Source organism: Rugamonas rubra (genome assembly GCF_900114705.1).
GTDB classification, from domain to species: Bacteria; Pseudomonadota; Gammaproteobacteria; order Burkholderiales; family Burkholderiaceae_D; genus Rugamonas; species Rugamonas rubra.
The window spans coordinates 38,895-54,712 of sequence record NZ_FOTW01000016.1 but is presented as its reverse complement, the minus strand read 5'-3'; the positions used below and the strand labels follow the sequence as shown (position 1 = coordinate 54,712).

The window sequence follows — 15,818 nt, the reverse complement described above, 5'->3', positions numbered from 1 at the left end:
GGCGGCACAGTAGGCGGCAAACCCGAGGGCGGCGCACGCGCCCTTACCCCGATAGCAACCACCACCGAACCACACTGGAAAACATCATGACTGATCTGAACCAACGACTGGCCGGCCTGTCGCCGGAAAAACGCGCCCTGCTGATGCAGCAGTTGAGCAAACAAGCCGCGCCGCCGGTGCGCCACGACATCGGCCGCCGGGCGCGCCCGGCCCGCCTGCCGCTCTCCTTCGCCCAGCAGCGCCTGTGGTTCCTCGACCAGCTGGAGCCGGAATCGCCGGTCTACAACGTGCCCAGCGCGATATGGCTGCAGGGCGAGGCGCGCGCCGCCGTGCTGGAGCGGGCGCTGGGCGAGATCGTCGCCCGCCACGAGGTGCTGCGCACGGTGATCGTGCAGGACGAGGCCGGGCCGCACCAGCGCGTGCTGGCGGCCGCGCCGTTCACGCTGGAGCGGCTCGACGTCGGCGCGCTGCCGGCCGAGCAGCGCCGCGCGGCGGCGCTGCGCCTGGCGCGCGAGGAGGCGCGCCGGCCGTTCAATCTGGCCAGCGGCCCGCTGCTGCGCGCCGTGCTGATCCGGCTCGACGAGCGCCAGCACCTGTTCGTGCTGAACGCCCACCACATCGCCTTCGACGGCTGGTCGCACGGCGTCATCTTCGCCGAACTGTGCGCGCTGTACGACGCCTTCCAGGCCGGCCGGCCATCGCCACTGGCCGAGCTGCCGATCCAGTACGCCGACTACACGCTGTGGCAGAACGAGCTGCTGGCCGAGGGCAGCGCCTCCCTGGCGCGCCAGCTCGACTATTGGAAGGAGCGCCTGGCCGGCCAGCTGCCCGTGCTCGAGCTGCCCGGCGACCGGCCGCGCCCGGCGGTGCAGAGCAAGCGCGGCGCCGCGCGCTGCCACCGCATTGCCGCCGCCCAGTACGAGGACATCAAGCGCCTCGGCCGCGACGAGGGCGCCACGCCGTTCATGGTGGTGGCCGCCGCCTTCCAGGCGCTGCTGGCGCGCTACTCCGGCCAGGACGACCAGATCGTCGGCGTCGGCGTGGCCAACCGCCGCCGCGAGGAGATGGAGCCGCTGGTCGGCTTCTTCGTCAACACGTTGGCGCTGCGCACCGACCTGTCGGGCGACCCCAGCTTCCGCCAGCTGCTGGGCCGGGTCAAGGAGGGCACCCTGGGCGCCTACTCGCACCAGGACCTGCCGGTCGAGCGGCTGCTCGAGGAGCTGAACCTGGAGCGCTCGCTGAGCCACTCGCCGCTGTTCCAGGCCATGCTGTTCTTCCAAAACTTCCCGCCGCAGGAGGTCAAGCTGCACGGCCTGAGCTTGCTGCCGACCGAGCACGGCGCGCTCGACGCCGGCACCGCGCGGGCCGACCTGACCTTGTTCGCCGGCGAGGAGGACGGCGGCCTGAGCCTGTACCTGGAGTACGCCACCGACCTGTTCGACGGCACCACCATCGACGCCTTCGCCGGCCACCTGGTCCAATTGCTGCGCTCGGCCGTGGCGGCACCGCAGCTGGCCCTGTCCAAACTGGAGATCCTGGCGCCGGACGAGCGCCGCCAACTGCTGCACGACTGGAACGCCAGCGCCCAGCCGGTGCCGCCGCAGGGCAGCGTGCACGCCATGTTCGAGGCCCAAGCGGCGCGCACGCCGGACGCCGTCGCCGTGCGCCACCTCGGCCGCAGCGTCAGCTACGCCGAACTCGACGGCCGCGCCAACGCGCTGGCCCGGGCGCTGACCGCGCGCGGCGTCGGCCCGGGCGACCTGGCCGGCCTGTTCGTGCGCCGCGCGCCGGAGATGCTGGTGGCGCTGCTGGGCATCCTCAAGGCCGGCGCCGCCTATTTGCCGCTCGACCCGGCCTATCCGGCCGAGCGGCTGGCCTTCATGCTGGAGGACTCGGCCGCCAGCGTCGTCGTCACCGAGGGCGCGCTGCTGGGCCAGCTGCCGGCCCAGGCGCCCGCCACCCTGCTGCTCGACGGGCTTGGCGCCGCCGACGAGGCGCCCGCCGTCGCGCTGGACGCCGACGCGCCGGCCTACGTGATCTACACCTCCGGTTCGACCGGCCGGCCCAAGGGCGTGCTGCTGCCGCACCGCGCGGTGGTCAACTTCCTCGCCTCGATGGCGCGGCGGCCGGGCATGACGGCGGCCGACCGGGTCTGCGCCGTCACCACGCTGTCGTTCGACATCGCCGTGCTCGAACTGCTGCTGCCGCTGACGCTGGGCGCCAGCGTCGAGATCGCCGACGGCGCCACCGCCGCCGACGGCGCCGCGCTGGCGCGCTTGATCGACAGCAGCGGCGCCAGCTACATGCAGGCCACGCCGGCCACCTGGCGCATGCTGCTCGAAGCGGGATGGCGCGGCCGCGCCGGCCTGACCGCGCTGAGCGGCGGCGAGGCGCTGACGCGCGAACTTGCCGACCGCCTGCTGGAGCGCTGCGGCGCGCTGTGGAACATGTACGGTCCGACCGAGACGACGATCTGGTCGACGGTGGAACAGGTCGGGCCCGACGCCGCGCCGATCAGCATCGGCCAGCCGATCGCCAACACCCAGGTCTACGTGGTCGACGCGCACATGCAGCTGCAACCGGCCGGCGTGCCGGGCGAAATGCTGATCGGCGGCGCCGGCGTGGCGCTGGGCTACCTGCGCCGGCCCGAACTGACGGCGGAGAAGTTCGTCGCCGACCCGTTCAATCCATCCGCCGCCGAGGCCAAGCTGTACCGCAGCGGCGACCTGGCGCGGCGCTGCCGCGACGGCCGCATCGAGGTGCTGGGCCGGATCGACAACCAGGTCAAGCTGCGCGGCTACCGCATCGAGCTAGGCGAGATCGAGGCGGTGCTGCAGGAGCACGCCGCGCTGGCCCAGGCGGTGGTGATCTGCCGCGAGGACCAGCCCGGCGACAAGCGCCTGGTGGCCTACCTGGTCGCCGCCGCCGGCGCCAGCGTGCCGCCGGCCGCCGCGCTGCGCGCCCACGCCGCCGGCCGCCTGCCCGAATACATGCTGCCGTCGGCGTTTGTCGCGCTGGCCCAGCTGCCGTTGACGCCGAACGGAAAAATCGACCGCCGCGCCCTGCCCAAGCCGGACGGCGCCAGCGTGGACGGCGCCGGCTACCGCGCCCCGCGCAACGCCGACGAGGAGGCGCTGTGCGCGCTGTGGGCCGAGGTGCTGGCCTTGCCAAGGGTCGGCATCGACGACGACTTCTTCAAGCTGGGCGGCCATTCGCTGCTGGCGACGCGCTTGATCATGCGCGTGCAGCAGACCCTGGGCGCCGAGCTGGCGCTGCGCAGCCTGTTCGAGGCGCCCACCGTGGCGGCCTTCGCCGAACTGCTGCTGCGCAGCCGCCTCGACGAGGTCGACGACGGCGCGCTGGCCGCCATGCTCGACCAACTCGAAGGCCTTTCCGACGCCAACATCGACGCGCTGCTGGCCAGCGCCGTGGAGCAACCATGAACCAACAACCATCAGCGCAAGCCGGCCAGCACGGCGGCGCGACGGCGGAAGACCGCCTGGCCCGTCTGACGCCACAGCAGCGCGCCTTGCTGCAGCAACGCCTGAGCGCGAGCGGCAAAAGCGCGGAGCACGCCACACCCGACCTGGCCGCCGGCATCGACGCCCTGGCGCCGCTGGCCGACGGCGAGCCGTTCGCGCAGGCGCCGGCGCAGCAGCGCATCTGGTTCTTCGAGCGGCTGCAAGCGGGCAGCGGCGCCTACAACCTCTACCAGCACCACCGCCTGCTCGGCGCCTTGGATGCGGACGCGCTGCAGGCCGCCTTCAGTGCCATCGTCGCCCGCCACGCCGCCCTGCGCAGCGGCTTTTGCGAACAGGCCGGGCAGCCGATGCAAAGCGTCCACGCCGACGTCGCCTTCCAGCTGCGGCGGCTGGACCTGTCCGCGCAGGCGCCGGCCGCGCGCGAGACGGAACTGAGCCGCCTGGCCAGCCAGGAGAACGCCCACCCCTTCGACCTGGCCCGCCCGCCGCTGCTGCGCGCCACCCTGGTGCGCATGGCAGACGACGACCACGCGCTGCTGGTGGTACTGCACCACATCGTCGGCGACGCCTGGTCCAGCGACGTGCTCGGCTCGGAGCTGGAGCTGCGCTACAACGCCCTGGTCGGCGGGGAGGCGCAGGAATGGGCGCCGCTGCGGCCCGGCTTTCCCGATATCGTGCGCTGGCAAACCGCGCCGGCGCAGCAGCGCAAGCTGGAACGCGGGCTCGACTACTGGCGCGGCGCGTTGGCCGGCGTCGGCGGCGCACTGAGCCTGCCGACCGACAAACCGCGTCCCGAAACGCTGGGCGCAGGCGGCGCACGCCACAGCTGCCGCCTGCCGGCCGCCTTGATCGAGCGCCTGGAGCAACTGGCGCGCAACGAAAACGCCACGCTGTTCATGGTGCTGCTGGCGGCCTTCCAGTGCCTGCTGGGCCGCCACGCCGGGCAGGACGACGTGGTGGTCGGCACGCCCTTCGCCAACCGTGGCCGCGCCGAGTTCGAGCCCCTGATCGGCCTGTTCGCCAACACCTTGCCGATGCGTGGCGACCTGTCGGGCGACCCCTCGTTCCGCCAGCTGCTGGCGCGCACCCGCAGCTACTGCCTGGACGCCTACAGCCACGCCGACACGCCGCTCGAGCGCATCGTCGACACCCTCAAGCTGGAGCGGGTGCCCGGCCGCAGCGCCCTGGTCCAGGCGATGTTCGTGCTCCAGCCCGGGGTGGAAAAGCCGCTGCAACTGCGCGGCTTGCGCAGCCTGCCGCTGCATTGCGACTTCGACAGCGCCCGCTTCGAGCTGACCCTGTCGCTGACCCGCCAGGCCGACGGCATGCTGGCGGCGCTGGACTACAACACCGAGTTGTTCGAGCCCGCCGGCGTCGCCCGCATGGCCGGCCAGTACCTGGTGCTGCTGGACGGCGCGGCGCGCGCGCCGGACTGCGCGCTGTCGCGCCTGCCGCTGCTGGACGCCGCCCAACGCGCCGAGCTGCTGGCCCTGGCCGACGGCGGCCCCGCCGCCACCGTGCTGGCGCCGCCGGCCGGCGGCAATCTGTTCGGCTGGGTGCGCGCCCAGGCGGCGCTGCGGCCGGACGCCCCCGCGCTGCTGGCGCCGCACGCGCGGCTCAGCTACGCCGAGCTGGCACGGGCGGCCGACGCCGTGGCCGGGCACCTGCGCGCGCTCGGCGTCGGCCCCGGCGCCCGCGTCGCCCTGCTGGCGGACCGCTCGGCGGACGCCATGGTCGGCCTGCTCGGCATTCTGGCGGCCGGCGCCGCCTACCTGCCGCTCGATCCGGCCCATCCCGACGACCGCCTGGGCCACATGTTGGACGACGCCGGCGCCGTCGCGCTGGCCTTCCCCGCCCCGCTGGGCGCCCGCGCCGACCGCTTGGCCGGCGGCCGCCCCCTGCCGCTGTTAAGCCTGGACTGGCGCGAGCCGGCAGCCAAGACGAACATGGCGGCATATGACGGTGCCGCGGGCGCCGCCGAAGCCTATGTCATCTACACCTCCGGCTCGACCGGACTGCCGAAGGGCGTCTCGATCAGCCACGCCGGCGTTATCAACCTGGTGCAGGCCTTCGCTCTGCGCCACGACTGCGCCGGCCACCGCCTGTTGATGATCCCGCCGCTGCAGTTCGACGCCTCGGTCGGCGACATCTTCCCCGTGCTGGCGGCCGGCGCCACGCTGGTGCTGCACCCGGCGCCGAACGAGCTGGGTCCGCGCGAGCTGGAGCGCTACTGCGCCGAGTTCGACATCAGCGCCATCGACGCGCCGGCCGCGCTGTGGCGGCGCTGGACCGAGGGCCTGGGCCGGCCAGCCACAGGCGCCAATGCCAATGCCAATGCCAGTGCCGATGCCAGTTCCGCCTCGGCCACGCCCCTGCTGCCCACACTGCGCATGCTGATGTTCGGCGGCGAGGCGGTGCCGCTGTCGCTGGTGCGCCGCTTCGCCGCGCTGACCGGCCGGCGCGTCACCCTGAGCAACCACTATGGCCCGACCGAGGCCACCGTCTGCGCCACCCTGCTCAGCACCGTCGACGGCGCCGGGTTGGCGGGGCCGGACCTGCCGATCGGCCGGCCGCTGCCCGGCGTGCAAGTGCACGTGCTCGACGCCCATCTGCAATTGGCGCCGCGCGGCGTCGTCGGCGAACTGTGCATAGGCGGCGCCGGCGTGGCGCGCGGCTATCTGAACGCGCCCGATCTGGACGTGGCCCGCTTCGTGCCCGATCCCTTCGCGGCCGATAGCGGCGACGGCGCAAGCACGAGGGAAGGCTCAGGCGCAGGCATAGACGCGGGCATAGACGCAGGCATAAGCCCAGTCGCGCCCCGCCTGTACCGCAGCGGCGACCAGGCGCGCTGGAACGCCGACGGCAGCCTGCACTTCATCGGCCGCAGCGACCAGCAAGTCAAGCTGCGCGGCGTGCGCATCGAGCTCGGCGAGGTGGAGGCGGCGCTGGGCGACTACCCCGGCATTGGCGCCGCCGTCGCCAGCGTCTGCGAGGTGGCGCCCGGCGAGCGCCGCCTGGTGGCCTACTTCGTCGCCGCCGACGGCGCCGCAGTCGACGCCGCCAATCTGCGCGCCTTCCTCGCCGGCCGCCTGCCCGACGCCATGCTGCCGTCGCTGTTCCAGCGCCTGGACGCGCTGCCGCTGACCGTCAACGGCAAGGTCGACCGCCGCGCCCTGCCGACGCCGAGCACCATGGCGCAGGGCACCTCGCGGAATACCGCGCACAACGCGCCGCTACGCGCAGCGACGCCGCCGGCCAGCGACACCGAACGCGCCATGCTAGCGATTTGGAGCGAGCTGCTGGCGCGCCAGGACCTCGGCGTCGACGACGAGTTCTTCCGCGTCGGCGGCGACTCCCTGCTGACCCTGCCGCTGGTGTTCCGCCTCGGCCAGGCCTTCGGCGTCGAAGTGCCGCTCAGCGCCGTGTTCGCCGCGCCCACCGTGGCGGCGCTGGCGCGCGTGGTCGACGATCTGCGCGCCGGCATCGCGCCGGCCGAGCTGGACCTGGCGTCGAAGGTGGTGCTGCCCGCCGAGATCGACCCGGCCCGGGCGCTGCCGCCGCGCGCCCCGCGCGCGCAGCCCGGCTGCGTCTTCATCACCGGCGCCACCGGCTTCCTCGGCGCCTACATGCTGCGCGACCTGCTCGACCTGAGCTCCGCCCGCATGCTCTGCCTGGTGCGCGCGGCCGACCAGGCCGACGGCCTGCGCCGCATCCGCGCCAACCTGCAGGGCTACGGCCTGTGGCGCCCCGGCGACGAGGCGCGCGTCGAGGCCCTGCCCGGCGACCTGGCCGCGCCGTCCTTCGGCCTCGACGCGGCCGGCTTCGCCGCGCTGGCCGAACGGGCCGACGTGGTCTTCCACAACGGCGGCCAGGTCAACTTCCTCGCCCCCTACGAGAGCCTGGAGGCGGCCAACGTGGGCGGCACGCGCGACGTGCTGCGCCTGGCCAGCAGCGTCCGCGTCAAACCGGTGCACCTGGTCTCCACCCTGGGCGTCTACCTGACCGAGGACCAGCTCGACGCCACCGTCAGCGAGCGCTCGCCGGCGCCGACGCCGGCCGGCCAGCACGGCGGCTACAACCAGAGCAAGTGGGTGGCCGAGCAGCTGGCGTTGGCGGCGCGCGCGCGCGGCCTGCCGGTGGCGCTGTACCGGCCGGCGCGCATCACCGGCGACAGCCGCGACGGCACGGCCAACCTGGGCGACTACTTCCACTCGTGGATCAAGGGCTGTGTGCAGCTGGGCCTGGCGCCGCGCGTCGACGGCGACAGCTTCGACATGGCGCCGGTCGACTACGTCAGCCGCGCCATCGTCCAGTTGGCGCTCGGCGCCGGCCCGGCCGACGGCAACTTCCACTTCCTCAACCCGCGGCGCATGTCGCTCGACGAGCTGCTGGACTGCCTGCGCGCCGCCGGCCACGCCGTCGCGCCGACCGACTACGCCAGCTGGCGCACGGCCCTGCTGGCCGCCACCGCCGACTCGCGCGACAACGCGCTGGCCGGCTTCGCCGCGCTGTTCCCGGCGGCCGAGCGGATCGACGCGCGCGAACCGCGCTTCGACTGCGGCGCGACGATGGCGGCGGTGGCGCCGCTGGGCACCGTCTGCCCGCCGGCCGACCGCACCCTGATGGCGACGTACCTGCGCCACATGCGGGCGCGCGGCTTCCTGCCCGCGCCGGCCGCGCCGGAGCGGCGCGCATGAGCGCCGCCGCCAAACCGGCCAAGCTGGCGCAGCTGGCCGGCCTGCGCAACTTCCTGCTGATCTGGTTCGGCCAGCTGGTGTCCGGCGTCGGCTCGCGCCTGTCGGCCTTCGCGCTGGGCATCTGGGTCCTGCAGAGCACCGGCTCGACCACCCGCTTCGCGTTGATCTTCGTCGCCATGGCGGTGCCGGCGCTGCTGGTGTCGCCGCTGGCCGGCGCCCTGGTCGACCGCTGGGACCGGCGCCGCGTCATGCTCGGCTGCGAGCTGCTGTCGGCCGCCAGCATGCTGACGCTGGCCGCGCTGCTGGCCTTCGACCGCTTGGCGCTGTGGCACATCTACGCCGGCGTCGGCCTGTCCTCGCTGGCCAACGCCTTCCTGGCGCCGGCCTACTCGGCCAGCATTCCGCTGCTGGCCACGCGCGAACAGCTCAGCCGCGTCAACGGCCTGGTGCAAACCGGCGCCGCCGTGGCGCAGGTGGCCGGGCCGCTGCTGGCCGGGGTGCTGGTCAGCAGCATCAGCCTATACGGCGTGCTGCTGGTCGACGCCGCCAGCTTCCTGACCGGCGCCGCCGCGCTGGCGCTGGCGCGGGTGCCGCGCCCGCCACGCGCCGAGGGGCCCGACCCGGCCGACCCGGCCGGGGGCGGCGGCCTGTGGCGCGAGGCCGGCGAAGGCTGGCGCTACGTACGCTCGCGCGGCGGCCTGCTCGGCCTGTTGTCGGTCTTCGGCGTCAACAACTTCCTGTTCGGTATCGCCAGCATCGCCATCACGCCGCTGGTGCTGTCCTTCGCCGACCCGGCCATGCTGGGTTTGCAGATGGGACTGGGCGGCGCCGGCCTGCTGCTGGGCGGCCTGGCGATGACCGCCAGCGGCGGGCCGACGCGGCGCATCCACGGCGTGCTCGGTTGTTCGCTGCTGGCCGGCCTGGCGCTGGCGCTGCACGGGCTGGCGCCGTCGATGCTGCTGGTGACGGCGGCCGGCTTCGCGCTGTTCGCCATGCTGCCGGTGATCGGCGCCTGCAACGACAGCCTGTGGCAGAGCAAGGTGCCGGCCGCGCTGCAGGGCCGTTGCTTCGCCATCCAGCGCGTGCTGTCGGAGTCGGCCATGCCGGTCGGCTACGTGCTGGCCGGACCGCTGGCCGAACGGCTGTTCGAGCCGCTGCTGGCGCGCGACGGCGCGCTGGCCGACTCGCTGGGACGATGGATAGGCACCGGCGCCGGACGCGGCATCGGGCTGATGTTCATCACGCTGGGGCTGCTGATGGCGGCGGTGGCCTTGGCGGCATGGTGCGTGCCGGCGGTGCGCCATGTCGAGCAATTGCCGGACGCCTGCGACGGCCCGGCAGCAACAACGGAACGCGGGCAGATGGCGCCGGCCGGCCATGGCGGCCACGCCGGCGCGGCCTGATGCGCGCGCCCACGCAAGTGGATCACAACCAATCTTCGATGGTGAACATGATGACTCAAACAGAACTTCATACACAAGCGCCACGGGCCAGCTGCCCGCCGGCGGAGCACGGCGTCGCGGCGGCCCCACCCAAGCCTCCCGGCCCGCGCCTGATGCGGGCCTCCGAGGTCGACCGCGACTATCCGGCCGACGCGCCGCTGGCCGAGGTACTGGCCTGGACCCGCGCCTTCCTGGCGCGCACCCACCCGGACCTGGGCCGCAAGGGGCCGGTCTGCCCCTTCGTGCCGATCGCCCTGGCGCAGGACAGCATTTGGCTGGCCGAGATCAACGACCCCGAGCCCAGCCTGGAGAGCATCGCGGCGGTCATCGCCACCTACCGCGACCTGTTCCTGGCCACCCCGCCGACCGACGGCCCGGACTCGATCAACAAGGCCTTCATGGTCCTGTTCCCCAACCTGGGCGCCGAGGGCGCCGCCGTGGTCGACCAGGTGCAGTACCGCCTCAAGCGCGACTTCGTCGACATGGGCCTGATGCTGGGCGAGTTCCACGCCCTCAACGAGAGCGCGGGCCTGCGCAATCCGGACTTCCGCCCGCTGCGCAGCCCCATCCCCATCCTGGCGATCCGCCACATGGTCGATTCGGACCTGCCCTTCCTGCTGCGCGACGGCTACCCGGCCGAGGCGCGCGCCGCCTTCCTGCGCGCCTACCTGTACCGGCTGGCCGGCAGCCTGGCGCCGGCCAAGCTGGAGCAGGCCATCGACGGCGTGGTCGAAGCCGAGATCGAGCGCCGCGCCGGCCACGCGCTGCGCGGCGAAGGCGCCGCGTTGGCCGCGCTGGCGGCGCTGCCGCTGCCGCCGGACCTGGCCGGCGAGCTGCCGCCCGCCGCCCCTGCCGCCACCGTTTGCGAAGGAGTACGTCCATGAGCGCGCGCCCGCCACAAGCGCAGGATGGCGGCCCGCGCCTCGACCAAACGGACGGCGAACAGCGCATCGCCATCGTCGGCGGCGGCCTGGCCGGCTCGCTGCTGGCGCTGGCGCTGGCGCGGCGCGGCCACGGCGTCGACGTCTACGAGCGCCGGCCCGACCCGCGCCGCCAGGACGGCGCCGCCGGCCGCTCGATCAACCTCGGCCTGTCCAAGCGCGGCATGCAGGCGCTGGCCATGGTCGGCCTGCTCGAGCAGGTGCTGGCGCGCGCCGTGGTGATGCGCGGCCGCGTCATCCACGCGCCGGACGGCTCGACCCGCTACCAGCCCTACGGCCGCGACGCCGGCGAGGTGCTGCACTCGATCGACCGCAACGAACTCAACCGCCTGCTGCTCGACCGCGCCGAGGCGCTCCCCGGCGTGCGCCTGCACTTCGAGCACCGCCTGCTGCGCGCCGACAAGGCCCGCCGCGAGCTCGAACTCGACAGCCCGCGCGGCCGGTTGACGGTGCGCCCGCTGTGGGTGGCCGGCGCCGACGGCGCCTTCTCCTGCATGCGCCGCGAGCTGCAGCACGGCGAGCGGGCCGACTACCACCAGGAGTATCTGGAGTGGGGCTACAAGGAGCTGACGCTGGCGCCGCTGGCCGACGGCGGCTCGGCCATCGAGCTGACCGCGCTGCACGTCTGGCCGCGCAGCCACTGCCTGTTCGTCTCGCACCCCAACCTGGACGGTTCGCACACGCTGACGCTGTTCCTGCCGCACGAGGGCGAGGAGAGCTTCGCCACCGTGCGCACGCCCGAGCAGGTGGCGGCGCTGTTCCGGCGCCACTTCCCCGACCTGCAAGCCATGCTGCCCGGCCTGCTGGAGCAATGGGCCAGCCACCCGACCGGCTCGCTGATCACCACCCGCACCGCGCCCTGGCGCTTCGACGACTGGGCCGTGCTGCTGGGCGACGCCTGCCACGCCGTCTACCCCTTCTACGGCCAGGGCATGAACTCGGCCTTCGAGGACTGCTGCGTGCTGATGGCGGCGCTGGCGGCCCGGCCCGCCGACCGCGCCGCCGCCTTCAGCGAGTACGAGTCGGCGCGCCGGCCGCACACCGACGTGCTGGCAGAGCTGTCGAAGGCCAATTTTGTCGAGCTGCGACAGAAGGTGCAGTCGCCCTGGTTCATCGCCCGCAAGCGGCTCGACTTGGCGCTGAACCGGCTGTGGCCGCGCCGATGGCTGCCGCTGTACACCATGATCGCCCATTCCACCATGCCCTACGGCGAGGCCCTGGCCCGCTCGCACCGCCAGGAGCGCCTGTTGCGCACCGTCCTGGCCTGCGCGCTGGCCGTCGGCGGCGTCGGACTGGCAGTCGCCGCCCTAGGAGTCCCGGTATGACAACCCATCCAAGCATCCCCCTCGAAAGGCGTGTCGTCGCCTTGCTGCTGTGCGCCTTCGGCGGCCTGTTCGCGGCGGTCGGCAGCAGCGCCTTCATCCGTCCCGGCTCGCCCTGGGCGGCGCTGGCCCTGCTGCCGCTGCTGGCCGCACCGCTCTGCCACGGCGCGCTGGCGCGCCGCCTGCCGGCCGCCTGGGACGGCCTGCGCCGCGCCCGCCCGCTGCTGTGCGCGCTCTGGCTGCTGCTGGCCTTGGCGGCATTGGGCCGCAGCGCCGGCGTCGGCCTGTACATGGCCGACCCGCAGCGGCCGCAGGCCTCGGCCATCTGGTTCGACCCGTTCTACGTCAACCACAGCTGCCTGTCCGGCTACTGGAAGGCGGCCGAGCTGAGCCACACGCCCGGCCTCAACATCTACCAGGAGCGGCCCTACGAGGGCAAGCAGGACAGGTTCAAGCTCGACGAGTACCTGTACCCGCCGCAGTTCCTGCTGCTGCCGCGCGCCGCCAGCGCCCTGCTCGGCACGCCGGCGGACAGCTTCCTGCCGCTGCGCGCCCTGTGGTTCGCGCTCGACGCCACGCTGCTGGCCGGCGCCATGCTGGCCCTGTGCGCTTGGATAGGCGGCGCCGCCGGCCGCCGCGCGGCGCTGCTGCTGCCGGCCGTCTGGCTGGCGCTGCCGACGCTGGTCACCCTCCAGACCGGCAATTTCCAGCTGCCCGCCATCGCCCTGTCGGTGCTGGCCATGCTGCTGTTCCAGCGCGGCCGCGCTCTGGCCGGCGGCGCGCTGTTGGCGCTGGCGATGGTGAAGATCTTCCCCGCCATCCTGTGCGCCTACCTGCTGTTCACGCGGCGCTGGCGCGCGCTGGCCTGCAGCGTCGCCTTCTCGCTGCTGTTCCTGGCCGCCGGCTGGGCCGTGCTGGGCGCCCAGCCCTTCCGCGACTTCATCGGCTACGAGCTGCCACGCATCGCCAGCGGCGAGCTGTGGGCCTGGCTGGAGCTGGAGGGACTGGAGGGCGTGGTGGCGATCAACCATTCCGTGCCGGGCCTGGTCTTCAAGCTGCGCCTGCTCGGCCTGCCCGGCATGGACCACCACATGATGGCCAACGCGGCCTGGGTCTGGTCGCTGGCGCTGCTGACCATCGCCTGGCTGGCGGCGCGCCATGCCGGCGCCGGCGCCAGGCCCGCCTCGCTAGTCGGCGCGAATACCGGCGCAGGTGCCGCCGCCGACGCGGCCGACACGCCGACGGCGCGCCTGCGGCTGGCGGCGCTCTGGATCGCGCTGCTCGGCCTGGCCGCGCTGCGCAGCCCGTTCACGCCGGACGACTACGCGCTGTTCCCTGCCCTGTGGCTGTGGTGCCTGCTGGCCGCCGCGGCGCCGGCCGGCGCCGCCATCAGCGCGGCGCTGGCCCTACTGTGGCTGGCGCTGGCGCCGGTCATGCCGTTCAGCCTGGCCGCGCCGGCCCAGCTGCCGGCCCTGCTGGCGCTGTCCACGGCCAGCCAACTGGCCGCGCTGGCGCTGTGCCTGTGGTTCGCCCTGCGCCGTCCAAGCGACCTGGCGCGCACCACGCGCCGGCCGCAGCACGGCGACAGCAATACCTCCCCCTTTCCACCCGCCGGCGCCATGTCGCCAGCGCGGACCGATTCCCCACTTTGAAAGCGAGCATCCCATGCACACCCTGAAATCCGCCCCATTGCGCCGCAGCCTGCTGTCCGCGCTGCTGTTGCTGACCGCCTCGCTGGCCGCCACGCTGAGCCACGCCGCCGAGGACAAGCTGCGCATCCCGCGCGCCAGCCGCGCCCCGGCGCTGGCCGACTACGTCAACGGCGTACCGGCCGACGCCGGCGTGCTGGTCACCGGCTTCCGCCAGAACAAGCCGGGCGACGGCCAGCCCGCCTCGGTCGAGACGCGCGCCTACCTGTCCTACGACGAGCAGCACTTCTACGCCGTCTTCGTCTGCAAGGACGACCCCAAGCAGGTGCGCGCCCGCATCGCCCGGCGCGAAGACCTGCCCGGCGACGACGCCGTGCAGCTCGACCTCGACACCTTCCACGACAAGCAGCGTTCCTTCCGCTTCTACGCCAACCCCTACGGCGTGCAGATGGACGCCAAGCACACCGAGGGCGTCGGTGACGACTTCAACTTCGACACGCAATGGCGCTCGGACGGCCAGCTGACCGCCGACGGCTACGTGGTGTTGATGGCGATCCCGTTCAAGAGCCTGCGTTTCCGCAGCGCCGACGTGCAGGACTGGGGCATCGCGCTGGGCCGCATCGTGCCGCGCTTGAACGAGTTCTCCTACTGGCCCTACATCACCCAGCGGCAGGAGGCCTTCGTGCCGCAGATGGCCAGCGCCGAAATCGCCGCGCCGGTCTCGGCCGGCCGCAACATCCAGCTCAACCCCTACCTCTACATGGGCCGCAGCCGGGCGCTGGAGGCGGCCGATCCGAGCCGCCCCGGCTGGCGCCACGACAACAACAACCAGGCCGGCCTGGACACCAAGTTCGTGCTGGCCGACGCCTTCGCCGTCGACCTCACCTTCAACCCCGACTTCAGCGAGGTCGAGTCGGACGAGCCGCAGGTCATCATCGACCAGCGCTACGAGGTGCTGTTCCCCGAGAAGCGCCCCTTCTTCCTAGAGAACTCGGGCTTCTTCGCCACGCCGCAGCCGCTGTTCTTCTCGCGCCGCATCATCGACCCGCAGCTGGGCGCCCGCGTCACCGGCCGCACCGGCGACTGGTCGCTGGGCGGCCTGCTGATGAACGACCAGGCGACCGGCAAGCTGGCGCCGTTCGGCGACCCGGCCCACGGCAAGGACGCCCGCGTCGCCGTGGCGCGCGCCCAGCGCGACTTCTCGGCCGACTCCAACATGGGCGCCATGCTGACCGACCGCCGCATCGCCGGCCACGCCAACACGGTGGCCGGCGCCGACGTGCGCTGGAAGCTCAACGACAACTGGGTGCTGACCGGCCAGCTGGCCGCCAGCCGTAGCAGCGAAACCGGCGTGCCCGACGCCACCGGCAACCTGGCCTTTGTCGAGGCGCTGCGCTCGGACCGCGACTTCAACTACACCGGCCAGTTCCTCGACGTCTCGCGCAAGTTCGCCAGCGACCTGGCCTTCGTGCCGCGCGCCGACATCCGCCAGACCACCCAGAGCGCCAGCTATTTGTGGAACCGCGGCGACGGCGGCTGGCTGGCCAGCCACGGCCCGAGCATCAAGGCGATCGGCACCAAGGACCACGCCAGCGTGCTGCAGGACTGGTCGACCGACGCCTGGTACAGCGTCAACGGCCTGCGCAGCACCACCTTCGAGGCGCACAAGCTGGACGCCTACGAGCTCTACGGCGGGCTGGACTTCCGCAAGAGCGGCTTCCAGCTGGCCGCCAGCACCGAGTGGTTCCACTGGCTGCAGGGCTGGGTCAAGGTGGGCCAGAACGACGTCATCAACTACGTGCCGGCGGCCGGCCTGGCGCCCTTCCTGGGCGACGCGCGCAGCGCCTCGGCCAACCTGAAGTTCACGCCACATCCGCAGTTCCGCATCGAGCAGACCTTGTTCTGGAACGACCTGCGCAGCAAGGACGGCGTCGGCGGCCAAGGCGCCGGCAGCAACGTCTACCGCGAGCTGCTGTCGCGCACCAAGTTCAACTACCAGCACAGCCGCTTCCTCACCGCCCACCTGATCCTCGACTACACGCGGCTCGACACCAACGGCGGCCTGACCGCGCTCGCCGGCGGCAAGCAGCTGACCGCCGACCTGCTGTTCAGCTATCTGCTCAGCCCCGGCACCGCGCTGTTCTTCGGCTACACCGACCGCCAGGAGAACCTGCGCCTGAGCGGCAACCCGCAGATCCTCGAGCGCACCCGCGCGCTCGACCTGCACACCGGCCGCAAGTTCTTCGTCAAGCTCAACTACCTGTTCCAACTGTGACCATGCGCGC

At 73.1% G+C, this 15,818-nt stretch carries 7 protein-coding genes; all 7 read left to right on the top strand.

What is annotated here, in order from left to right; all coding sequences use genetic code 11:
• The first annotated feature begins 86 nt into the window (after window positions 1-86).
• The 7 genes from BM252_RS17105 to BM252_RS17075 are packed head-to-tail and all read left to right on the top strand — an operon-like array spanning window position 87 to window position 15,808.
• Window positions 87-3,443: a non-ribosomal peptide synthetase gene (locus BM252_RS17105; RefSeq protein ID WP_093388879.1), complete on the top strand. Its 3,357-nt coding sequence runs from the start codon at window positions 87-89 to the stop codon at window positions 3,441-3,443.
• Complete coding sequence (locus BM252_RS17100; protein WP_093388878.1) at window positions 3,440-8,179, top strand: non-ribosomal peptide synthetase; 4,740 nt, start codon at window positions 3,440-3,442, stop codon at window positions 8,177-8,179. Before BM252_RS17105 ends, BM252_RS17100 begins: the two co-directional genes overlap by 4 nt.
• Window positions 8,176-9,582 (top strand): MFS transporter, encoded by a 1,407-nt coding sequence (locus BM252_RS17095; RefSeq protein WP_093388877.1) that lies wholly within the window; start codon window positions 8,176-8,178, stop codon window positions 9,580-9,582. The genes BM252_RS17100 and BM252_RS17095 overlap by 4 nt, the downstream gene beginning before the upstream one ends.
• Before the next feature lie 47 nt (window positions 9,583-9,629).
• Window positions 9,630-10,505, top strand: a complete 876-nt coding sequence (locus BM252_RS17090; protein WP_139236564.1) for a DUF6875 domain-containing protein — start codon at window positions 9,630-9,632, stop codon at window positions 10,503-10,505.
• Window positions 10,502-11,887: an FAD-dependent oxidoreductase gene (locus BM252_RS17085; protein ID WP_217429925.1), complete on the top strand. Its 1,386-nt coding sequence runs from the start codon at window positions 10,502-10,504 to the stop codon at window positions 11,885-11,887. Before BM252_RS17090 ends, BM252_RS17085 begins: the two co-directional genes overlap by 4 nt.
• A complete protein-coding gene (locus BM252_RS17080) occupies window positions 11,884-13,536 on the top strand; it encodes a glycosyltransferase family 87 protein (protein ID WP_217429924.1) in 1,653 nt (550 codons plus the stop codon). The genes BM252_RS17085 and BM252_RS17080 overlap by 4 nt, the downstream gene beginning before the upstream one ends.
• Before the next feature lie 13 nt (window positions 13,537-13,549).
• The gene (locus tag BM252_RS17075) at window positions 13,550-15,808 is read left to right on the top strand and encodes a carbohydrate binding family 9 domain-containing protein (protein ID WP_093388875.1); all 2,259 of its coding nucleotides are present in this window, start codon (window positions 13,550-13,552) and stop codon (window positions 15,806-15,808) included.
• Window positions 15,809-15,818: the final 10 nt, after the last annotated feature.